Here is a 20,336-nt window from a genome sequence, read left to right as displayed (position 1 = left end):
CTAGCAGGTTTGGTTCGGGTTTTCGTAGTTGTCAGACTGATCCTCGGCATCATTGTCGAGGCATTTAAAATCCTTTTCTACCAGCAGATATAACGACTCCTGCTCATTTACAGACATATTTGAATCAATCCCGATCACATTATTTTCCGGCCACTCCCGTGCAAACGACTCTGGAATGAAAATCGTAATGTGTTGATTTTCAAAAGAAGCTGAGAGCTGCTCGATAGCCGGCTGACTTTTGATCGCATACACCAGCTCGCCTTGCGGAAAAGAGGTTCGTTCTTCGAGATATCCTTCGTTGCCCAGTTGTGCCACGTCGCTCTTGGACAGCCGGTATCTTACTTTATTTTTTTGAATTCTGATTTTCATAACCCTATAATCCGGTGATAGCCGGTATAAACATTCAATCTGTCATTTTTTAAAAATCCCACCAGCGTCATATTATTCTCCTCTGCCAGCTCCACTGCCAGGCTCGATGGTGCGCCTATTGCAGCAACCAGCTCAATACCAGCCATTAATGCTTTTTGAATCAGCTCAAAACTTGCTCTGCCGCTCAATAGGAGCATCTTGCTGGTAAGAGGCAATTGATTCTCTAACAATGCTGTGCCGATCAATTTATCCAAAGCATTGTGCCGGCCCACATCTTCACAGATATTTATCAGATCTCCGGCCGCATCGAAAAGTGAGGCAGCGTGTAATCCGCCTGTTTCCTGGAAGATATTCTGCTGTCCTGAAATCCTGGAACCCAATGTAAAAAGTACTTCCCGGCTTACTTCCAACGTGTTTTGCAGGGAATAGGATGAAACGGTTTTGATCGCATCGATACTCGCTTTTCCGCACACGCCGCAACTGGATGTCGTGTAAAAATTCCTTTCAGAGGTATTCAGATTTGGTTCGGATGATTCAGAAAGTGTTACCAATACCTGATTTTCTTCAAATACTGAAATCTCAATATTCTTGATAGCATTTATTGATTTGATAATGCCTTCTGTCAACAAAAATCCTGCTGCAAGTTCGCGGTCAAATCCTGGCGTGCGCATCGTAACAGAAATATTTCGCCATTCTGATTTTCCTGAATTCTGATAGGCGAGCCGTATTTCCAATGGTTCTTCTACTGCCAGGAAATCCTCTTTTTCGGCACTTCCTGTGGCAGTAACCCGCTTGATCGGGCGTCGGATTACGGATACCGGCTGTGTTTTAACCATTGTTTTTTTGTTTTAAAAGCTCAGTAATCCTGGCAAAATCCTCCGGCGTATCTATGGATTGCATTACATTTTCAGCTTCCGGTAGAAATTTTTGCGCATTCACATTTCTTAGAAACGACTGCAACGAAAGGTCGCCCGACTCAAAATGCCCGCTCAGACGCGAACCAGCTTTCGCAGCGTACCACGCTAGTAAAGGCTCGTATTTTTGTTCTGAATTATAAAAGGCGGCAGCGACAGAATCTTCCTGAATTGCGTTTAGAAAATGTGAAATATCGGTTTCTTCAAGCTGCGGGTAATCGCAGCCGATGAACAGGAAATCGTGATCTGGAAAAGATTGAAATGTAGTAAGTAACGCTCCGATCGGGCCAATGTGTGCGTAATGAGGCAGATCGACCATTTTTTCGTATTCCGTTTCCAGGACACTCAGCTGGTCTTGGTTGCAGGAAATAATAATCTTTTCACAAAACCCGGAAATCAGATCGGCAACATGCTCGTATTGAGATTTTTGGTGATAAATAAGACTGCTTTTGTCGCGGCCCATTCTTGAACTTTTGCCTCCACAAACCGCTATTCCGATCAGTCCCATGCAAACAGAATTTGTATTTTGATTCCCATTTTCGCCGAAAGCCGGGTTGAAAGTATCGGCCAAATATGCTTAACTTCCTTTATGGAAAATGGTGATGTCAAGATTATTAATAAAAAGCCAATCTATCCGGTCAGTCCCGAGCTGCGGAAATACCTGCGTTTTTACCAGCGCGACGCCCGTTTACCTGTAAGTTACCACGATTTGCTCGGTTTTTACGAATCCTTTCCTGTAACAGATAAATTCGGTAAAGACACTTTGTGGGAGAGTCCGCTGTACCCGTCGCACGAGATCGACAGGCTGCACAATGGTCTGAAAAAAGTGTACGCAATGCTGAAAGCCTCTGGGAATCTGCGTATTGTGGAGCATAAATACATCGATCGCATTGACTACTGCAAGTTTGGGAACTCCAATCCTTTCCGGATAAAAATAGTGAACCGGCTGAATGACATTTATGATTATTTCTATGTCAAAAAAGCCGACGCTTCTCGGATCTACGGGTTAGAATTAGAAGAGATATTTTCTCCCAATCAGGTCAACTATCTCGTTGATGGTGAATCACTTATAGAAGAACATATTGCCGGTATTCCGGGGGATGAATTTGCCAAAACTCGCCTGCGGCACACAGACTATAACCCGATCAGAATTGCCAAGGAATTTGTAAAATTCAATGAACGCTGCACCATAACCCTGCTCGGGGATATGCGCGCCTATAATTTCGTCATGCAGATCACGCCGGATTTCGACGATTTCCAGTTCCGTCTGCGCGCAATCGACTTTGACCAGCAGTTTTACGAAGGAAACCTGAAAGTATACATGCCACAATTCTTCAAGGAAAACCTGCCTTATGTAGAACTGGCGATGGAATATTTGACGGACAAAACGGTACTTCAATACCAGCAGGAAGAGCAATCCTCTATTATGTACCAGGCAAGAAGCGAGCGCCACCGCCTCCGCGAACTCCGCGACGTTTCGATCAAGGACAATATCTCAACAGTAGAGAATATCAGCCAGCTACGCGAAGGCCTTTCCCGTCATTTCAAAGATACACATTACCGGCACTGCGAAAGTATGACCGAGATTATTGAATTGAATATCAAGAATATAATCCGGCAGGTGATCTCGTAGGAAAATATTATAACTGTCTGAGTGGCAAATAATAATCACAGAGAAAATGCTACTTTGCAGTGAATATGTAACTCAACGTAATTTAGCTTATGAGCAGAAAATCTTTACTCCTGTGTTTCCTTCCAGTTTTATTGTTCTTCTCTACTGCAAATGCCCAGGAAGATGAGTTGTGTGAATTCCCTGTTTTAAGCAGCCAGGCAGATATTGATAATTTTTCAACAAATTATCCGGGATGTCTCAGCGGTGAAAGCATCGCGTATAGTCTTACCATTTCAGGTAGCGACATCACGAATCTCGATGGATTATCTGGAATAACATGGGTGGGTATGAGGGGCGGAATAAATATTACAGATAATCCCCAACTCAATGATATTAGCGGGCTACGCAATATTTCAGGAGATATTGCTGCTATTCACGTCATGAATAATCCGCTTCTGGAGACTTTAGAAGGATTAGAAGGTATTACTCAAGTATTTTATCTCCAGGTCGAGAACAATCCGGTTTTAAAGGATCTTGAAGGGTTAAGCGGGATTCATATGACTACTGACGAGCTGTCTATCTCTGAAAATGCGTCCCTAACTAATTTGAAAGGTTTAGACAATCTAACGACTGCTACGGGAGCGGTATTCATAAAGAATAACCAGAAATTAACCAGTTTGTCAGGGTTACAAAGCCTCGAAACAAGTGGTGCTTTCAGTATTACAGGCAATCCTCTTTTGACGGACTTATCTGCTCTTTTAAGTCTCGAAACAATTTATTATTCCCTCGAAATAGGCAACAATGCAAAGCTCGGCAGTCTGTACGGCTTAGACAATATCAGGTGGAACATCGACTTTTATATACTGAATATCTACGAATGTCCCTTGCTCACCTATTGTGCCGTGGCAGGCATCTGCGATTTGTTCGCTTACAATGATTTTAAGTATGGCCATGACACCGATACGGATATCAGAGGTAACGGTGCGGGTTGTAGTACTCGCGAAGAACTTCTAGCCTCATTAACGTGTCGGACAGCACTGCCGGTTACATTCGTCAATTTTGAAGGGAAAAGTACAGCTGAAGGTAACCGTCTCGAGTGGCATACTTCATCAGAGCTCAACAATGCTGGATTCGCAATTGAAAGCAGCTTAAACGCAATGCGATTTGATCAGATTGGGTTTGTTATGGGAAATGGAACTGCGAATTCGGTCAAAAAGTATTCATTTACGGAATCGATGCCTGCTGACGTGACTTATTACCGGTTGAAGCAGATTGATTTTGACAGCACTGTGGCATATTCCAAAGTAATTGTCGTGAAAAAGTCGGATGCCGGTGTGCAAGCTGAGGATATATCTGTCTTCCCAAATCCTTCAAATGGTCAACTGTTTGTAAAAGCTCAGAAGAGTCAGGAATACAGCATTCAGACCCTAGGTGGAAAGCTCATAAGAAAGGGAATAGTGGCTGCCGGAAAGCCTATTAAAACAAACGACCTGCAAAATGGGCTTTATCTTGTTAAAGTTGGTCAAGAGGTATTTAAAATAGTTATAAGCAATTGATTTTTAAGATGAATGCTGTTATTTCAAAGATCATTTTATCAATTTGACAAGTGACTCAACAGAAACTAGCTCATGATCCGACAATTTCTACTTCTGATTTCTCTTTCCTTTTTACTGATCAGCAATGCGAGAGGCCAAGATGATGAGCCCTATTGCGACATCCCTGTTTTAAATAACCAGGCAGCTATCGATAATTTTGCGACAAATTATCCCGGTTGTTTCCGGGTGGGTCACAGCTCCCACGGCCTTACAATCTCAGGTAGCGATATTACAAACCTTGATGGATTATTGGGAATTACATCAATGGGAATGGGAGGAATAACAATTAAAGACAATCCCCAGCTTACGGATATCACAGGTTTAAGTAATATCACAGGTTCCATAGCTGCTATTGAAGTAACAAATAATCCTCTGTTGGAAAGCTTGGGAGGACTGGAGGGCATTACACAAGTATACCTTCTCATGGTCAAAAATAATCCTGCTTTAAAGGATCTTGAAGGGCTCAGCGGGATAATCAGGACTTCAGAAGAGTTGGTTATCTCCGGCAATGCATCGCTCACAAATTTGCGGGGCTTAAATAATCTGACGACCGCAATAGGAGCGGTGATCATTGAAGACAATCAAAATTTAATCAATTTTTCAGGCTTCGAAAATCTTGCAACAACTGGTTATTTCATTATTACCGGCAATCCTGTTTTGACTGACCTATCTGCTCTTCTGCATCTGGAAATCATTAACGAATACCTTGAGATAGGGAACAACGCAAAGCTTAGCAGTCTGTATGGCTTCGACAATATCCGGTGGAACGAAAACTTTTTCGCCCTGAACATCTATCAGTGTCCTTTACTAACTCATTGTGGAGTGATGGGAGTTTGTGATTTGTTTAACTACGCGGACGTTATATGGGGGCACGATATCTCTACAGATATCCGGGAAAACGGTGCGGGTTGTAGCTCACGAGAAGAGCTCTTGGCTTCGCTGACCTGCCGCCAGGCATTACCGGTCACGTTCATCAATTTTAACGGAAAAAATACAGCCGAGGGTAACCGTCTCGAGTGGCATACTTCATCAGAACTCAACAACGCTGGGTTCGCAATTGAAAGCAGCTTAAACGCAATGCGATTTGATCAGATTGGGTTTGTTATGGGAAATGGAACTGCGAATTCGGTCAAAAAGTATTCATTTACGGAATCAATGCCTGCTGACGTGACTTATTACCGGTTGAAGCAATTTGATTTTGACAGCACTGCGGCATATTCCAAAGTAATTGTCGTGAAAAAATCCGATGCCGGTGTGCAGGCTGAGAATATATCTATCTTCCCTAATCCTTCTAATGGTCAGCTATTTGTTAAAAGTCACAAAAAGCAGGAGTACAGCATTCAAACGATGGGTGGAAAGCTGATAAGAAAGGGCTCAGTGACTCCCGGAAAGCCTATTAAAACAAACGACCTGCAAAATGGGCTTTATCTTGTTAAAGTTGGTCAAGAGGTAATGAAGGTGGTTGTAAATAATTAATCCTTCGAAGTATTACTTACCTTTGCGGAACAAACCCTGCAGCATCGGCTGTTCGGTTGTTTCAAATTCAAACCAAATCGGAAGGCATTCAACCTTCGGCGGATTACTACAATGAGCAAACACGGACGAATTCTTGTCGCTATGAGTGGCGGCATCGACAGCTCTCTTGCAGCTGTTATGTTACACGAACAAGGTTATGAGGTCATTGGAATGACCATGAAAACCTGGGACTACGCCAGCAGTGGCGGGACTAAAAAAGAGACCGGTTGCTGTTCCCTCGACTCCATTAATGACGCCCGAAATATTGCCGTAGAACTCGGTTTCCCCCATTATATCCTGGATATCCGTGAAGAATTCGGCGACTATGTAATCGACCATTTTACCGGCGAATACCTCGAAGGCCGCACGCCAAATCCTTGCGTTTTATGCAATACCCACATCAAATGGGACGCGCTGCTCAAACGCGCAGACCGGCTGGACTGTGAATTCATCGCTACCGGGCATTATGCTAATATGCAGTTCAACGACGGCAGGCATTATGTTTCTAAAGGGATTGACAGCTGGAAAGATCAGAGTTACGTACTCTGGGGCGTATCGCAGGAAAGTTTAGCCCGCACGAAATTACCCTTAGGCTATTTACACAAAACTGAAATCCGCGAAATGGCCCGCGAGCGCGGCTTTATTGATTTGGTCAATAAATCGGAGAGTTATGAAATATGCTTTGTGCCAGATAATGATTACCGTGGATTTTTGAAAAGAAGGATCCCGGGTCTCGAAGCAGAAGTAGCGGGCGGAAACTTTGTTTTTGAGGATGGTACCGTTGTCGGAAAGCACGAAGGTTACCCTTTTTACACAGTTGGTCAGAGGAAAGGGCTGGGTATTGCATTAGGTAAGCCCGCGTTTGTAACCGAGATCAGAAAAGATACAAATGAAGTAGTATTAGGAGATTTGCCGGACTTATTCCGCGATGGAATGTATGTCGGTAAGTTGAACTTTCAGAAATATGCTGCCATTGAAAAACCGTTAGAAACTGTTACAAAAGTCCGGTACAAACACGACGGAACGCCGGCTACAATCGAGCAGATCGAACCAGATAAGCTGGTAGCACGCTTTCACGACGGCGTAAACGGAATCGCGCCGGGTCAGGCGGCTGTGTTTTATGAGGGCGACGACGTAGTGGGAGGCGGCTGGATTCTGAAGAGTTTCCGGCAGTAATATTCCTTGACATTATTTTAAAAGAAAACCCCAAAACAGCATTCGTTGTTTTGGGGTTTTCTTTTTTTACATTTGGATACACGTACACAACACTATTAATGGAATTAAATCAGCTAAGGAAACTAGCGCGGGAAAGGGCTAAAAATGAACTCGTCGGAAAAAACGTTGGAATTTACAGACCGGAGCTCGGCGGTGAAATTCGATTTAGTATCAGTGGGATCAAGGAATGTATTAATCAGCCATTTCACCAATATGTAGACAAGGTGAAATTGATAATTGACGGATTGGAAGAAAGCCTAGCAAATGCAGAATACTTGGGCTATACCGAATCTCAAACACACTTTAAGCCACACGTTAAGGGATATTATTACTTTAAAACAGAAATAGGAGGTATTCCCGCCTATTTCAATATCCAGTTGACTTTGCAAAATAAATTTTTCCTTTACTCCATCACTGAAAATATCCACGAAGGTTTTATAAAAAAAAACACCTGACGTGCTTAGAGGAGTTGCAATCCAATGCCGGTTCAGGTGTTAAACAAATATAACAAATTTTTTCAAAAAAAAGCTTCTTGAAATTACTTTATCCGCTGCCGCACAGCTTCATACAATACAATCGAGCTGGCTACTGATACGTTCAGCGATTCAACCTGGCCGATGAGAGGGATCTTTGCGCCGCTGTCGGCTAAATGGATAAATTCTTTCGAAATACCATCTTCCTCAGAGCCCATGATGATAACCGTGGGAATTGAAAAATCAATATCATAAACCGACTTTTCAGTTTTTTCGGTACAGGCTACGATCTGCAATCCGCTATTTCGTAGATACAAGAGCGTTTCATACAGATTAGGTTCACGGCAAACTGGCAGGAAATTCAATGCGCCCGAAGATGTTTTCATCGCGTCTGCATTGATCTGCGCGCCGCCTTTGGTCGGGACGATCAATGCCTGCACACCTGCGCATTCAGCAGTTCTGGCGATCGCTCCGAAGTTTCGTACGTCGGTAATGCGGTCTAACAATAACAATAGTGGCGTTTTTCCGTCTTCATAAACCTGCGTTAGCACATTGTGCAGCGGCATGTATTGGATCGGGGAAACGAATGCGATCGCGCCCTGGTGATTTTTGCGCGTGATCCTGTTCAGTTTTTCAATAGGTACCCGCTGAAAGGGAACGCCCGTTTCTTTGGCGAGCTTCTCAATTTCTGAAAAACCTAGTTCTCTTTGAAGGAATAATCTTTCAATCTCTTTTCCTGACCGGAGAGTTTCGAGTACTGACTGTGTCCCAAAGACCATATCGGCCTGGGACTGTTTTGGGGCGGGTTTTCTTACCGTATACTGCCGTTTCTCCATGCTTCGACTACCGGATACCAAATGGGCTGGTATTCGGCGTACCGAACCAGTTCATAATGATCATCCACAAATTGGTTGTTTTTTCTGTTAAATGTAAAATTGACGTTCTGGGCATTGCCGCGCTGGTCGTAACTCCATACTTCGCGATCTTTGCTCCGTTGAACTTTATCTGGTGGGCCTAACACAATGTAAATCATGCCTTTATCGGTTTTCCACCCTTCTTTATAGGTCGTAAAAAGTTGATTCGCTTCTTCTACGCGACTGTAAAACGACCGGATCGACTGTTGAGCCAGCGGTGCATTTCCGTTCATGAGCGTCAGCCAATATTTATCAAGCGCCTTTTTATAATCTTCTGCTTTTTTGATTTCGTTGATCTCCGTATTCGTACTCATGTAAAGCAGCGGGCCGAGTAAAAGCTGGGGCTGCGTTAGTTTCGGAAAGCGCTCATTTACAACCAATACACCCAATCCTTCTGCCTGAGTGGTATCAGAAAAAATATTGTACAAGCCTTCTTTTGCAAATTGAAGCGGCTGATTAGCCTGGATCGTGAAGGTACTATCCACTTCCAGCGACTTACTCACACCCTTATTCGCAATATTCATCGGAGAACCAGCGGCTTCGAAATCGTGATTATAGTAAAAAACGTGAAGCTGCTCTTCCTCCGGATTTAGCTTTTTTATTACAAAAGATTCATTGGAATTGATATAATGGCGCTGCAAAGGCTGTGTGCTATTGGCAGTATAAACGCCATAAGTTTGGTTCACATCCAATTTTTTAAAACGGATCGTCAGGTCATTCAAAACTTTTTTCAAAGTTCCAGTCTGGCTGATCTCGCTTAAAAGGACTCCGTAATCCCTGTTAGGACTTTTCAGATCGTAAGAGATCACAATTTTTTGACCGGAAGTAGAAACGTTCGACGAATCCAGTTTTACATTCCCGTAACCCAATCGTTCCCGCGTTCCGTAATCCGAATAAATAACGTAGTTCAGATTATAGGTTTTGATAAAATCAGCAGGTGTGATCGGATTTTTACCTTTGAAGGCGTCGACGTAAAGAAAAACCTTGGTTTGCGTAGTATCCTTTAAAATGTATTTGCTCTGAATAGCGACCAGCGAGGGTTCTTCGCTAATCAGTGGTGCAGACTGCTGGGTGGATCTGACCTGCGCTTCCGGCAGTTGCTTGACGGTTTTATTTGATGACGCACAGCCGGCAATAGCGGCTACCGTCAATATATGGGCTAAAACGCTTAAACTTGTTCTCATGTGTTCTATTCAACCTTTGTCAAATAACGAAGGAACGGATAAAATTACCCAATAAAACGGTAATAAAATTTTCATTGGCCGCTACCCGGATTTCTCGTCGCGGTTTTGATCTGGTTTTCGATAGTATCCCACTGATCGCTAGTTACTTCGTCGAGGAAATTAAATTGTCCGGCAGACAAAACCTCACCGCCGTCCAGGGTAATTACCTCACCCGTCATATAGGCTGAAAAATCAGACATTAAATAGGCTGCCAGATTCGCCAGCTCCTGGTGATCGCCGACGCGTTTAAGGGGGATCCGGTTTTCGAATGCAAATTTTTCGGAGAGCTCTTTTGGGAATAATCTATCCCAGGCACCTTTGGTCGGAAACGGTCCCGGCGCGATTGCATTCAGGCGTATTCCGTGACTGGCCCACTCGAATGCAAGCGATTTGGTCATTGCCAGCACACCCGCTTTCGCCATCGCAGAAGGTACTACCCAGCCGGAGCCTGTCCAGGCGTAAGTAGTCGAAATGCTGAGTACAGTTCCTTTTATCTGCTTTTCAATCCAGTATTTACCCAGTGCCAATGTAAAATAGTAGGAGCCGCGCAGTACAATATCAACTACGATATCCACTGCTTTGTACGAAAGCCGCTCGGTCGGACTGATGAAATTGCCAGCTGAATTATTAACCAAACCATCGACCTGACCAAACTTTTCAACCGCTTTACTGATCACATTTTCGATCTGCTCAGGTTTCCTGACATCGCAGGGTACATATATAATATTCTCTCCTGCGCTCGCTTTCAGTTCTTCGACCGTTTTTGCCAGTATATCTTCTTTCCTGCTGCAAATCACCACGTTAGCGCCCAGTTTCAGGAAATAGGCGGCCATTGACTTTCCGAGACCGGTGCCTCCGCCGGTTACAATGATGGTCTTATTCGCGAGCGAGCCTTCGCGGAGCATTCCTTCCGTGTTTGACATCTTACCAGACTTTGGTTGAAAAGAAAATATTACTGTTGGGCAAGCAGATAAAGTACAGCCATTCTAACTGCAACACCGTTTTCTACCTGATTCAGGATAATGGAATGGTGAGAATCAGCAGCGTCGGAGGAAAGTTCTACACCCCTGTTAATAGGGCCGGGGTGCATCAGGACGATCTCTTTATTCAGGTCGTCCAGCATTTGTTTATTTATTCCAAAATAAAGAGAATACTCTCTGAGTGACGGAAAGTACTTGATCTGCTGCCGTTCCAGCTGAATGCGCAATACATTCGCTACGTCGCACCATTCCAAAGCCTCTTTTACATTGTGGCCGATCTTTACACCTAATTCGCCCAAATGCTTAGGGATCAGTGTGGAAGGTCCGCAAACCATTACTTCTGCGCCCAGCTTTTGCAAGCAAAATATATTGGAAAGTGCTACACGGGAATGCGTAATATCTCCGATAATCGCGATCTTTTTTCCTTGCAGGTCACCCAGTTTTTCACGCATTGAAAACGCATCCAGCAGTGCCTGAGTAGGGTGCTCGTGCGTTCCGTCGCCTGCATTCACCACATTGGCGGGAATGCGGGTAGACAAATAATGCGGCGCGCCCGGGCTGCTGTGGCGCATGACGATCATATCCACTTTCATCGCAAGGATATTGTTGACCGTATCAAGCAGCGTTTCGCCCTTCTTCACCGAACTGCCCGAGGCTGAAAAATTTACTACATCAGCCGAAAGCCTTTTTTCAGCAAGCTCAAAAGAAAGTCGGGTTCTGGTGGAATTTTCGAAGAAAACGTTGGCAATCGTAATATCTCTCAGGGAAGGTACTTTCTTGATGGGCCGGTTGATGACATCTTTAAATTCAGTAGCTGTATCTAAGATTGTCTGGATGTCATTCTCGTTCAGGTTTTTAATTCCAAGTAAATGCCGGACCGAAAGTTTTGTCATTGTGAATTGTCAATGAAAGTTTCGCAAAGATAGCAAGGAAGCTGGCATTGAGAAAAAACTGACAGCAATTCTGGTGATTCCGGAACATTCAACACTTAACTTTACCGCCACGTGAAATCACAATGGGGTTGCCAGTTTTGGTGACCTTTTATTTTAGAATATGGACAAACTGACCGTTATACAGCATTTGAAGCTGCTTTTAGAAGAAAAAATGAGTGTATCCTGGAATGCCATGGAAGCTGCGCAGGAATCGGCAAATGATCAGGGGAAAAGCTCGATGGGTGACAAATACGAAACTTCCCGTTCAATGGGGCAGCTCGACAGAAATATGCACGCGCGGCAATTTGAGCAAGCGCGCCAGGAAAGGTTGGTTTTGGAGCGGGTTAGCGCCGGTGAAGCGAGTCAGCGCGTGGCAGTAGGATCTTTGTTGGAAACTACCGCTGGCTGGTTCTTTGTCGCAGTGAGTTTGGGTTCTGTTAAAATAAATGAAGAGACCGTTTTGGCAGTCTCTTCATCGTCACCCGTCGGCGCTTCCTTACTAGGGAAAGAGGCGGGGAGTAAATTTGATTTTATGAAAAAGCAGCATGAAATACTAAGGCTGTATTAGTCTCAGGCCATATTGTGGTACACACGCTGCACATCGTCGTCGTCCTCAATTCTCTCGATCAGCTTTTCAACTTCGGCAGCTTCTTCTTCGCTTAAAGCCTTGGTATCATTTGGAATACGTTCAAAATCGGCTTCAACGATCTCGTAACCGTTTTCCTCAAAGTAATGCTGTAACGCACCGAATGCAGAAAATTCACCGTAGATATTGATCAGATCAGTCTCTTCATCCAGAAAGACCTCTTCTCCGCCCAGATCGATCAGTTCGAATTCAAGCTCTTCAATGTCTTTCGCGTTATTCTTGATCTTGAAAATGCATTTACGATCAAAAATGAAATCGAGCATTCCCATGGTACCGAAGCTGCCGCCGAGCTTATTAAAATAGCTTCTTACATTGGCTACCGTGCGGGTAGGGTTGTCGGTAGTACTTTCGACGAGAATTGCCACGCCGTGGGGGCCGTAACCCTCGTATACCATTTCCTTGTAATCTTCCTGATCTTTCGAAGTTGCCCTTTTAATGGCCCTTTCGACCGTATCTTTTGGCATGTTGGCTGCCCTCGCGTTCTGTAAAAGAACGCGTAGTTTCGCGTTGGTAGCAGGATCCGCAGTTCCATTTTTTACCGCAAGGACAATATCTTTGCCGATCCGGGTAAAAGTCTTGGCCATTTTATCCCAACGTTTGAACATCCTGGCCTTTCTGTATTCATAAGCCCTTCCCATGCTTATTATTGTTAATTGTGTAAAGATTTAGATGACACGAAGGTGATCATATTTTGCACAAAAATATAAAGACGAACACATCAGCCAAAAATAAATTTCTCACAAAAATAATATACATAAATGATCCTCGACTGGCATTTCAAAACCTTTGACGAGCTTTCTACCGAAGAACTTTACCAAATGCTACGCCTGCGTACCGAGGTTTTTGTAGTAGAGCAAAGGTGCTGCTTCCTCGATATGGACAACAAGGACCAGCTTTGTCACCATTTGTTAGGCTATCGAAACGGTGTGCTGGTCGCAGTTTCGAGAATAGTGCCGCCGGGTATTTCCTACGTGCATCCGTCCATCGGCCGGATCGTAGTGTCGGCCTCAGCGAGAGGGATCGGAGCGGGAGTGGAATTGCTTAACGTATCAATTGAAAAGCTGGAAAGATTGTATGGGAAAGCCGAAATCCGCATTGGTGCGCAGCTTTATCTGAAAAGGTTTTACGAATCATTTGGCTTCATGCAATCGAGCGGACCCTACCTGGAAGACGAGATCGATCACATAGAAATGACGCGAAGAGCGGGTTACAAAGCCGACTAGCCACCAAATGGGGAAGGATTTCCCATCTTTGATGAATTAATAAACACAAGCCTTTTTGGAGGATTTAACTAAATGATAATCCGACTGGAATATTCCGATAATTTGTAGTAATAAAACTACGGATCTTGAAAAAAAACTTTGATATAAATTGTTCCGTTGCGCAATCTTTGATAATTTGGCACAGAATTTTAGTTATTAGTATTCAGTCAAGCAAATTGTTGCTTTGGGACTGACGCCCGTCAGAAACCCAATAACATTTTTGACGAACACTGATAGAGGAGGGTTTACGTGGAATGGCCTACTGTAATGCGGTAGGCCATTTTTTTGTGCCTTAGTAATTGGTTCCCTTAACGAAATCGTGTTCATTTGTAGCAGTATCAGAACACGCCACACCATTTCATGACCAAAGTAACCGATTTCATTCAGCAGGCCGACGGCAAAACGCTGTTCTCCATCGAGATTATCCCCCCATTAAAAGGTCAGAATATCAATGAATTGCTTAATTCGATTGAACCGCTTATGGAATTCAAACCTCCGTTTGTGGATGTTACCTATCACCGGGAGGAGCTGATCGACCGGGTAGGGACCGACGGAACTATTGAGCGTGTACCTATCAGAAAGAGACCGGGAACAGTAGGGATTTGCGCCAGGTTGATGGAGCGGTTTCACGTCGATGCGGTACCCCACGTGATTTGCGGCGGTTTTACCAAAGACGAGACCGAAGATGTGCTGATCGACCTGCATTACCTGGGTATTGATAATGTATTGGTGTTACGAGGCGACCCTGAGAAGTCAGCGGGTGTGTTCAAGCCCAAGTCAGGCGGCCACACTTATGCGTCGGAGCTGGTAAGTCAGGTGAATGATATGAATAAAGGGATTCTGCTGAATGCCGAAACGGAAATGTCGCCTACCAACTTTTGCATTGGCGTAGCCGGTTATCCCGAAAAGCATTTCGACGCAACGAGTTTCGACACCGACTACCAGCATCTGCGCAAAAAGGTGGAACTGGGCGCTAATTATATAGTTACCCAGATGTTTTTTGATAACCAGAAATATTTTCAGTTCGTCGAAAGATGCCGCGCAGAGGGTATTACTGTACCTATTATTCCTGGTTTAAAACCGATCGCCACGCGCAAGCAACTTTCCGTACTCGCTCAGATCTTTCATCTCGAATTCCCGAAAGACCTTGTGAATGAAGTCGAAAAGTGCGAATCTGATCAGGAAGTACGGCAGGTTGGAATAGAATGGGGTATACAACAATGCCGGGAATTGATCGAGTACGGAGTTCCTGTCCTGCATTTTTACACAATGGGCAAATCAGATAATGTCGCCCAGATAGCCCGGCAGATTTTCTAGAACCGGCTTATTCATAGCAAACAGCAGTTCCATTTGCGCTGACCATCAGCATGGAACTGTTTCCGCCTATTGTTTCGAGATCAATATCGACGCCGATCACTGCATTTGCGCCCAATCGTTGTGCCTGATCCATCATTTCGCGGATTGCAATGCTTTTTGCCTCGCGCAGTCCCTGTTCATAAGAACCTGAGCGGCCGCCCACTACGTCGCGGATATTGGCCAGGAAATCCTTGAAAAAATTGGCTCCGATGATCGCCTCTCCATTTACCAGCCCAATGTACTTTGTGATCCTTTTTCCTTCGATGTTCGGGGTAGTAGTAACAAGCATATTAGCGTTTGGTTTTGTTGGTGCAATTTTCGCGGATGAAATTAGCGGATTGAAAAAGGCAGGGCGTAAAATAATGGTTTAACGGCAAAGAAGCAGCGGAACACGGTAATTTTTAATTAAACGCGGAAATTTTATCAGCTAAAAAATCGGTCACGGCCGCGTCCGTGAGAATATTGGTTAGCTTTGCCTTTGAATTTTTTAGATTAAAAAAGCAGTTATGGAACAGTCTATTGAGACAATTAATGCAATTATCAGAGGCAGACGCAGCATTTTTCCGCCAAGTTATATCGAAAAAGAAATCCCGGACGAGGTAATTAATGATATCCTCGAAAATGCAAACTACGCGCCCACACATAAGTTGACAGAGCCGTGGCGTTTCATCGTTTTCAAAGGCGCAAGCCTGGATCGCCTGGCCGGCTTTTTCTCCGAAAGATACAGAACCGTTACAGCGCCTGAATCCTTTTCACAGGCCCGCTACGATGCAGCCGGTGAAAAAGTACTTAAATCAGGTTGCGTGATCGTGATCAATGCAGAATTGCATCCCGACAAATTGCCTGAGTGGGAAGAAACGGCTTCGGTAGCCTGCGCGGTGCAGAATATGTGGCTTACAGCAACTGCCTACGGTTTGGGCTCGTATTGGAGCAGCCCCGGCGTTTTGAAAGAACTGGCTGAATTCCTTGGACTTCCTGAAAATCAAAAATGTATGGGCTTGTATTTCATGGGTTACCACAATGCGCCTGAAATGCCCGCACGCCGTACGCCCATTGAAGGCAAGATTACCTGGGCTGAATAATGGCAAAAAACAAGTCAGTTCTCCGCGCGGACAAGGTTTCAAAGCAATTTGGCGACCAGCCTGTACTTTCGGATATTAATCTGGAACTGAGGGCGGGGGAGTGGCTTGCGATTTTGGGCGAAAGCGGCTCGGGTAAGAGTACGCTTTTGCGCATTTTCGCCCGATTTCTGGATGCTGACCAGGGGAAGATTATTTTTAATGGAGAAGAATTGAAATCCGTGAGTGGCGAGCTGATCCCCGGGCATGAATCGATTCGACTGATTCACCAGGAATTTGAGCTTTTTCCAAATCAAACTGTCGAGGAAAATATCTCCTATTCGCTTCGGTTCTACGATTCCGAATACCGGCGGGAGCGGGTGGAAGAACTGCTTGAAGTTGCAGGCCTCGATTATGTAAGAACTCACAAAGCTAAGTTGTTGTCAGGTGGTGAAAAGCAGCGTACCGCGATCGCAAAGGCACTTGCCGAGCAGCCAGACGTACTTTTGCTTGACGAACCTTTCGCCCACCTCGACAATCACAACCGGCGTGTGCTGGGTGATGCGATCGAGAATATGCAGAAGCAGCAGAAAACCAGCTGCATTTTCGTGACCCACGAATCGTCGGATGCGCTCGCCTGGTCGGACAGGATCGCTGTGTTAAAAAATGGAAAGATTATCCAGGTTGGTACTCCGTCAGAAGTATATAATCAGCCGGTAAACAGTTATGTTGCCGAGCTTACGGGAGGCATTAACTGGCTCGGAAAGGGTGAGAAAAGGCATTTTATAAGACCCGAAAAAGTAAAGCCGACGAAGTTTCAGGAGAAAAGTAAATGGCAGGGAAAGGTAGAGGCGATTCGTTTCAAAGGGAATTATTGGGAAATCCGCTGCACAAATGGGCAAGAGCAACTTTCTTTTTACCGAAGCAAAAAAACGGTTGAAATAGGAGATACCGTTTTCCTTACCTACGCCGCCAAAGATCTGGGTAACATTTGATTTACAGGCTGAACCAGAAAGATATCTTCACTGCGAAAGGCGTCACATTGGGGTTGTCCAGGTAAGTAAGCCGGTGGATAAAGTCAATGCGGCCGCTTTTGAGAATATTGTCGATACCATAACCCAGCTCCACGTAGGGCCTGTCTTTCAGTCTGTTAAACAGCTGGATCTCAAGTCCGGCGTCGTCGGTAGCTGCGGTCAATGCCAGGTTCGATTCACTGATACTTCCGTAAAATAGCTTTCCTGTCGCGAGCATCCGCCACTTCAACTTTTTGATCGCGGGAATACGGTTGAGCAGAAAACCTTCAAAATTGTGCTCCATTCGCAGTGCAACGTAGCGATCGCTGACAAACTCGAAGTAACGCATCATATTGAATGCATTGTCGACGTAAAAAAGCGATTCATTTCCGAGCGGCGTGTAAAGCAGCGGATAGGGCAGGGTCGATGGGATCAGGCCGAATGTAAGATTATAGTAAGTTCGTCCGATCACCCCCGTGCGAAAACTTTGTTTTACATTGAAAGAGAGCTTGTTATAATTAAAGTCCCCTCCCAGAAAATTTTTGACACCCAATGTATATCTCAAAGTAAATGCGGGCGAATTGCCGTTTCCCATACTGATCCGCTCATTGTCATTTTGGAGAAACGTTTCCTTGTTCGCAAACCTCGTTTCGAAATTGATCTCGGTAATGTCAAATGCAGATTTCGTAGGAGAATCGATACCGGCTTCGGGTTGTGTTTTGTATGCAAAAGGAAACAGCGGTCTGAAATCTCGGTGCCGGATCTGCACACTGCCTGTTAAACCTTTCACCACTTCCCGCTTGAAATAAGCCGAAACATCTTCCTGCCAGTAAGCCCGGCGGAATGCGCCAAAACGTGAAAAAGCGCCAAAAAGCGTGTTAGGGCCGATTGTCTCGGCAGAAACGCCCAAACGTTCGAGATCCTTTGAATACGAAATACCCGCCATCGTCCACGGCTTCCGGTCGATGATGTAATCCATTCCCGCGCCGTATTTAAACGCTTTGTCCCGCGTACCATAAGCGCCGTAACCGCTGAAAATCCACTTGCGGCTGAAACCCGGATCAGTCCGGAAACCCATTCTGAAACGGTGACCCTCTACGGCATTATTGGCATACAAAAACAAATAAGGACCGATGTCAATATTCCATTTATCGATCTTCTTGTAACCGTTGACAAGAATGTTCAATATCTCGGTATAGGTCTTCACGACCGGCAAAACACGCAGGGAATCAACCAGTTGAAACGAAAGTCGCTCGCTTGGACTAAGTGCTTCCGGGCGGCTTTTGATCCAGAATGTTGAATCGTGTTTCATATAATCGTCTTTCAGCTCGATTGACGTATCATAGAATTTGCTGTCACGCGGCGCATTCAGTTTGAAGTTTGAATTGGCCGAATAGAATTTCAGCAGCATTCCCGCAGTCTGCTTTGTCGGCTCGTCCACATCAATCAGCACCCGCGTTTTCGACGTTAACCATTTTCCTTCATCTTCAAAAAGCTCATAAGACTGCTGGATCTTGATTTTTTCGATAAAATTCAGATTCGCCTTTTTACCCACATTAACGTCAATCTGAGTTAATGCATAAGTATCCCCGTCGACCCAGAAGTTACCGGTGAATGCAAGGTCCTGCTCTTGCCGGGGTTCAAATTCAATGTGGTAGTCGTAGCTGGAACCGTTGTAAACGCTGTCGGAGAGGTAGTAATCGTAATACAGCTTCCAGTTTTCGCTGATCGGCGAGACAAAATCTTTTTCCAGAAGATTTAACCAGTTATTGTAAAAATTGTATTGCTGAAATGAAGAGCCTATCAGCTGCGAGGTCAGACTTCCGTCTGTCAGACCCACGCCCGATATCTTCGTTTTATTAATGATCTCTTTCTTCTTCTTGGGGTCTCTGCGGTAAAAAACGTTGGAAACTGACTCAGAAATGAAGATAGGGATGATCGTTTCTCCATTCTCGCCTTTTACTTCATCGTATTTATCAACAATGTGCGTCATTTTTTTGACAGCCTTCCTGTTCCTGAATTTCTCTGAAAGGTTATCAATATCAATCTGGATTTTGTTATAACTCTCATATTCGTAAGCGCCCAGGTCATCTATATTATTTGTCTTCCTGTTCGCCACGATTTTTCTCAAAATTGCCCACGCAGGATTCTCGCCGGCAAATATCTTCACCTCTCTCAACTGCGTTGAGCCAGGCGCCAACTGCACGTCGATGGTCTGCTCGGTCAGGTCTGCCTTGATAGCCTTGCTGCGGTTTTCGTAACCTACATAAGTAACACTGATCGAGTCACCAGGAGGATTGTAGTTAAGCTGGTAAAAGCCGTCGAAATTGGTGGTAGTTCCGTAGAGCGAAGCCTTGATCGCCACATTGGCAAACGGGATCGCATCACCTGTACTGGCGTCCGTAACTCTCCCCTTGATTACATGAGTTGTCTGCGAATACGCTGTACCTGAGTAGATTAGTAGTAAAAAGAACAGGGGGCGTATTATTTTAAAGAAAGCATTCCGATCAACCGATATTCGCCCCGTATGCATGCCCTCACTTCGGTTTCTCATCGTTCCTAATCTCATTATTGGAGGTTATATCTGCCGACGGCCGTAAAATATGCACGTCCAGCACTGCTTTGGGCCTTGCAAGGTATTCCCTCACCAAAGTCCGCATTGAATACCCGTCAGGAACGTCCTGTGCGGCGAAAGATATTGCTTTGATGCCTTCATTATGTGCAATATACAGAGCCCGGGCATTGTGAAAATTTTGGGAAATGATCGTAAAGTTATCCTGATTAAAAAGCTCTTTGCATCGCACAACAGAATCAAAAGTCCGGAAACCGGCATAATCCAGGGTCATTACATTCTCCGGTATTCCCAGGTTCAGCAGCGCCCGCTGCATGGAAAGCGGCTCATTGTAATATTGCGAATCATTATTCCCGCTCAATATAATGTATTTGATCTTTCCCTCCTTAAAAAGCCGCGCAGTAGCTTCCATTCGATACTTAAAGAAAAGATTGTCTTTCCCTTTTTCCGATCTGGGGCTGGTACCGAGCACTAATGCAACATCATTGGAAGGCAGGTTTTCTATGGAAAAGTAATTGTATTGTCTCGTACAGTACACTACCCATAAATTACAAAGCAAGATGAAAATCATGCTTGCGAATAGTAAGGCTAATATGATCTTAATTGCTCTTTTCACCGAAACAATGATGTGCCCTCAGTTACCCGGGACGTTTACTGCAATGTGTTGCCTGCCTTATTCAGTACGCA

General features: G+C 44.7%; 21 protein-coding genes. 10 read left to right on the top strand and 11 right to left on the bottom strand.

Features of this window, described 5'->3' with window-relative positions:
- Genes KOD92_RS05465 through mobA form a run of 3 tightly spaced genes read right to left on the bottom strand, consistent with a single transcriptional unit; the run spans position 1 to position 1,791 of the window.
- Entirely contained in the window at positions 1–369 is a 369-nt protein-coding gene (locus KOD92_RS05465) for a DUF7009 family protein (RefSeq protein WP_215232476.1), read from the bottom strand.
- Positions 366–1,205 (bottom strand): formate dehydrogenase accessory sulfurtransferase FdhD, encoded by an 840-nt coding sequence (fdhD, locus tag KOD92_RS05460; RefSeq protein WP_215232475.1) that lies wholly within the window; start codon positions 1,203–1,205, stop codon positions 366–368. The genes KOD92_RS05465 and fdhD overlap by 4 nt, the downstream gene beginning before the upstream one ends.
- Complete coding sequence (mobA, locus tag KOD92_RS05455) at positions 1,198–1,791, bottom strand: molybdenum cofactor guanylyltransferase (protein ID WP_215232474.1); 594 nt, start codon at positions 1,789–1,791, stop codon at positions 1,198–1,200. Before mobA ends, fdhD begins: the two co-directional genes overlap by 8 nt.
- 81 nt (positions 1,792–1,872) lie before the next feature.
- Between mobA and KOD92_RS05450 the strand changes: the two genes are divergently transcribed.
- The 5 genes from KOD92_RS05450 (at position 1,873) to KOD92_RS05430 (ending at position 7,675) form a co-directional block, all read left to right on the top strand.
- Entirely contained in the window at positions 1,873–2,916 is a 1,044-nt protein-coding gene (locus tag KOD92_RS05450; protein WP_215232473.1) for a hypothetical protein, read from the top strand.
- A gap of 89 nt (positions 2,917–3,005) precedes the next feature.
- Positions 3,006–4,451 (top strand): T9SS type A sorting domain-containing protein, encoded by a 1,446-nt coding sequence (locus tag KOD92_RS05445; RefSeq protein ID WP_215232472.1) that lies wholly within the window; start codon positions 3,006–3,008, stop codon positions 4,449–4,451.
- Positions 4,452–4,523: 72 nt separating this feature from the next.
- Positions 4,524–5,966, top strand: coding sequence for a T9SS type A sorting domain-containing protein (locus KOD92_RS05440; RefSeq protein ID WP_215232471.1), 1,443 nt, complete (start codon positions 4,524–4,526; stop codon positions 5,964–5,966).
- A 111-nt stretch (positions 5,967–6,077) separates the two neighbouring features.
- Positions 6,078–7,181 carry a tRNA 2-thiouridine(34) synthase MnmA gene (gene mnmA, locus KOD92_RS05435; RefSeq protein WP_215232470.1) on the top strand — a complete coding sequence of 368 codons (1,104 nt, stop codon included), beginning with the start codon at positions 6,078–6,080 and terminating at the stop codon, positions 7,179–7,181.
- A gap of 98 nt (positions 7,182–7,279) precedes the next feature.
- Positions 7,280–7,675 carry an LPD3 domain-containing protein gene (locus tag KOD92_RS05430; RefSeq protein ID WP_215232469.1) on the top strand — a complete coding sequence of 132 codons (396 nt, stop codon included), beginning with the start codon at positions 7,280–7,282 and terminating at the stop codon, positions 7,673–7,675.
- A gap of 83 nt (positions 7,676–7,758) precedes the next feature.
- On the opposite strand, the gene rlmB is transcribed toward KOD92_RS05430, so the two are convergent.
- The 4 genes from rlmB to KOD92_RS05410 all read right to left on the bottom strand — a co-directional run bounded on the left by rlmB (position 7,759) and on the right by KOD92_RS05410 (position 11,703).
- A complete protein-coding gene (gene rlmB, locus KOD92_RS05425; RefSeq protein ID WP_215232468.1) occupies positions 7,759–8,529 on the bottom strand; it encodes a 23S rRNA (guanosine(2251)-2'-O)-methyltransferase RlmB in 771 nt (256 codons plus the stop codon).
- The gene (locus KOD92_RS05420; RefSeq protein WP_215232467.1) at positions 8,505–9,791 is read right to left on the bottom strand and encodes a GWxTD domain-containing protein; all 1,287 of its coding nucleotides are present in this window, start codon (positions 9,789–9,791) and stop codon (positions 8,505–8,507) included. The genes rlmB and KOD92_RS05420 overlap by 25 nt, the downstream gene beginning before the upstream one ends.
- A gap of 71 nt (positions 9,792–9,862) precedes the next feature.
- Positions 9,863–10,753: an SDR family oxidoreductase gene (locus tag KOD92_RS05415; RefSeq protein WP_215232466.1), complete on the bottom strand. Its 891-nt coding sequence runs from the start codon at positions 10,751–10,753 to the stop codon at positions 9,863–9,865.
- A gap of 29 nt (positions 10,754–10,782) precedes the next feature.
- Positions 10,783–11,703, bottom strand: coding sequence for an aspartate carbamoyltransferase catalytic subunit (locus tag KOD92_RS05410; protein ID WP_149641165.1), 921 nt, complete (start codon positions 11,701–11,703; stop codon positions 10,783–10,785).
- A 160-nt stretch (positions 11,704–11,863) separates the two neighbouring features.
- Between KOD92_RS05410 and KOD92_RS05405 the strand changes: the two genes are divergently transcribed.
- Positions 11,864–12,310 (top strand): transcription elongation factor, encoded by a 447-nt coding sequence (locus tag KOD92_RS05405; protein ID WP_215232465.1) that lies wholly within the window; start codon positions 11,864–11,866, stop codon positions 12,308–12,310.
- 2 nt (positions 12,311–12,312) lie between these two features.
- Here the strand turns inward: KOD92_RS05405 and KOD92_RS05400 are convergent, their stop codons facing one another.
- Positions 12,313–13,026 carry a YebC/PmpR family DNA-binding transcriptional regulator gene (locus tag KOD92_RS05400; protein ID WP_215232464.1) on the bottom strand — a complete coding sequence of 238 codons (714 nt, stop codon included), beginning with the start codon at positions 13,024–13,026 and terminating at the stop codon, positions 12,313–12,315.
- 120 nt (positions 13,027–13,146) lie between these two features.
- Here KOD92_RS05400 and KOD92_RS05395 point away from each other — a divergent pair, with 120 nt between their 5' ends.
- Positions 13,147–13,611, top strand: a complete 465-nt coding sequence (locus KOD92_RS05395; protein WP_215232463.1) for a GNAT family N-acetyltransferase — start codon at positions 13,147–13,149, stop codon at positions 13,609–13,611.
- A 399-nt stretch (positions 13,612–14,010) separates the two neighbouring features.
- The gene (gene metF / locus KOD92_RS05390) at positions 14,011–14,967 is read left to right on the top strand and encodes a methylenetetrahydrofolate reductase [NAD(P)H] (protein WP_215232462.1); all 957 of its coding nucleotides are present in this window, start codon (positions 14,011–14,013) and stop codon (positions 14,965–14,967) included.
- A gap of 7 nt (positions 14,968–14,974) precedes the next feature.
- On the opposite strand, the gene KOD92_RS05385 is transcribed toward metF, so the two are convergent.
- On the bottom strand, positions 14,975–15,295 hold the full coding sequence (locus KOD92_RS05385; RefSeq protein ID WP_215232461.1) for a heavy metal-binding domain-containing protein: 321 nt from the start codon (positions 15,293–15,295) through the stop codon (positions 14,975–14,977).
- Positions 15,296–15,512: 217 nt separating this feature from the next.
- On the opposite strand from KOD92_RS05385, the gene KOD92_RS05380 reads away from it, so the two are divergent.
- Complete coding sequence (locus tag KOD92_RS05380) at positions 15,513–16,088, top strand: nitroreductase family protein (protein ID WP_215232460.1); 576 nt, start codon at positions 15,513–15,515, stop codon at positions 16,086–16,088.
- Positions 16,088–17,059: an ABC transporter ATP-binding protein gene (locus KOD92_RS05375; RefSeq protein WP_215232459.1), complete on the top strand. Its 972-nt coding sequence runs from the start codon at positions 16,088–16,090 to the stop codon at positions 17,057–17,059. The genes KOD92_RS05380 and KOD92_RS05375 overlap by 1 nt, the downstream gene beginning before the upstream one ends.
- Before the next feature lies 1 nt (position 17,060).
- Here the strand turns inward: KOD92_RS05375 and KOD92_RS05370 are convergent, their stop codons facing one another.
- Together KOD92_RS05370 and KOD92_RS05365 are read right to left on the bottom strand one after the other, a co-directional pair.
- The gene (locus KOD92_RS05370) at positions 17,061–19,646 is read right to left on the bottom strand and encodes a DUF5686 and carboxypeptidase-like regulatory domain-containing protein (RefSeq protein ID WP_229254535.1); all 2,586 of its coding nucleotides are present in this window, start codon (positions 19,644–19,646) and stop codon (positions 17,061–17,063) included.
- Positions 19,615–20,220: a SanA/YdcF family protein gene (locus KOD92_RS05365; RefSeq protein ID WP_215232458.1), complete on the bottom strand. Its 606-nt coding sequence runs from the start codon at positions 20,218–20,220 to the stop codon at positions 19,615–19,617. Before KOD92_RS05365 ends, KOD92_RS05370 begins: the two co-directional genes overlap by 32 nt.
- Positions 20,221–20,336 lie beyond the last annotated feature (116 nt).

This window comes from Dyadobacter linearis, from assembly GCF_907165045.1.
Classification (GTDB): domain Bacteria; phylum Bacteroidota; class Bacteroidia; order Cytophagales; family Spirosomataceae; genus Dyadobacter; species Dyadobacter linearis.
The sequence above is the reverse complement of the archived record's forward strand: the minus strand, read 5'-3'. Positions and strand labels throughout refer to the sequence as shown.

Bases quoted from the DNA above. Each gene is read 5' to 3' on its own strand.
- KOD92_RS05465 (WP_215232476.1), bottom strand. From the start codon at position 369: ATGAAAATCAGAATTCAAAAAAATAAAGTAAGATACCGGCTGTCCAAG.
- fdhD (WP_215232475.1), bottom strand. From the start codon at position 1,205: ATGGTTAAAACACAGCCGGTATCCGTAATCCGACGCCCGATCAAGCGG.
- mobA (WP_215232474.1), bottom strand. From the start codon at position 1,791: ATGGGACTGATCGGAATAGCGGTTTGTGGAGGCAAAAGTTCAAGAATG.
- KOD92_RS05450 (WP_215232473.1), top strand. From the start codon at position 1,873: ATGGAAAATGGTGATGTCAAGATTATTAATAAAAAGCCAATCTATCCG.
- KOD92_RS05445 (WP_215232472.1), top strand. From the start codon at position 3,006: ATGAGCAGAAAATCTTTACTCCTGTGTTTCCTTCCAGTTTTATTGTTC.
- KOD92_RS05440 (WP_215232471.1), top strand. From the start codon at position 4,524: ATGATCCGACAATTTCTACTTCTGATTTCTCTTTCCTTTTTACTGATC.
- mnmA (WP_215232470.1), top strand. From the start codon at position 6,078: ATGAGCAAACACGGACGAATTCTTGTCGCTATGAGTGGCGGCATCGAC.
- KOD92_RS05430 (WP_215232469.1), top strand. From the start codon at position 7,280: ATGGAATTAAATCAGCTAAGGAAACTAGCGCGGGAAAGGGCTAAAAAT.
- rlmB (WP_215232468.1), bottom strand. From the start codon at position 8,529: ATGGAGAAACGGCAGTATACGGTAAGAAAACCCGCCCCAAAACAGTCC.
- KOD92_RS05420 (WP_215232467.1), bottom strand. From the start codon at position 9,791: ATGAGAACAAGTTTAAGCGTTTTAGCCCATATATTGACGGTAGCCGCT.
- KOD92_RS05415 (WP_215232466.1), bottom strand. From the start codon at position 10,753: ATGTCAAACACGGAAGGAATGCTCCGCGAAGGCTCGCTCGCGAATAAG.
- KOD92_RS05410 (WP_149641165.1), bottom strand. From the start codon at position 11,703: ATGACAAAACTTTCGGTCCGGCATTTACTTGGAATTAAAAACCTGAAC.
- KOD92_RS05405 (WP_215232465.1), top strand. From the start codon at position 11,864: ATGGACAAACTGACCGTTATACAGCATTTGAAGCTGCTTTTAGAAGAA.
- KOD92_RS05400 (WP_215232464.1), bottom strand. From the start codon at position 13,026: ATGGGAAGGGCTTATGAATACAGAAAGGCCAGGATGTTCAAACGTTGG.
- KOD92_RS05395 (WP_215232463.1), top strand. From the start codon at position 13,147: ATGATCCTCGACTGGCATTTCAAAACCTTTGACGAGCTTTCTACCGAA.
- metF (WP_215232462.1), top strand. From the start codon at position 14,011: ATGACCAAAGTAACCGATTTCATTCAGCAGGCCGACGGCAAAACGCTG.
- KOD92_RS05385 (WP_215232461.1), bottom strand. From the start codon at position 15,295: ATGCTTGTTACTACTACCCCGAACATCGAAGGAAAAAGGATCACAAAG.
- KOD92_RS05380 (WP_215232460.1), top strand. From the start codon at position 15,513: ATGGAACAGTCTATTGAGACAATTAATGCAATTATCAGAGGCAGACGC.
- KOD92_RS05375 (WP_215232459.1), top strand. From the start codon at position 16,088: ATGGCAAAAAACAAGTCAGTTCTCCGCGCGGACAAGGTTTCAAAGCAA.
- KOD92_RS05370 (WP_229254535.1), bottom strand. From the start codon at position 19,646: ATGAGATTAGGAACGATGAGAAACCGAAGTGAGGGCATGCATACGGGG.
- KOD92_RS05365 (WP_215232458.1), bottom strand. From the start codon at position 20,220: ATGATTTTCATCTTGCTTTGTAATTTATGGGTAGTGTACTGTACGAGA.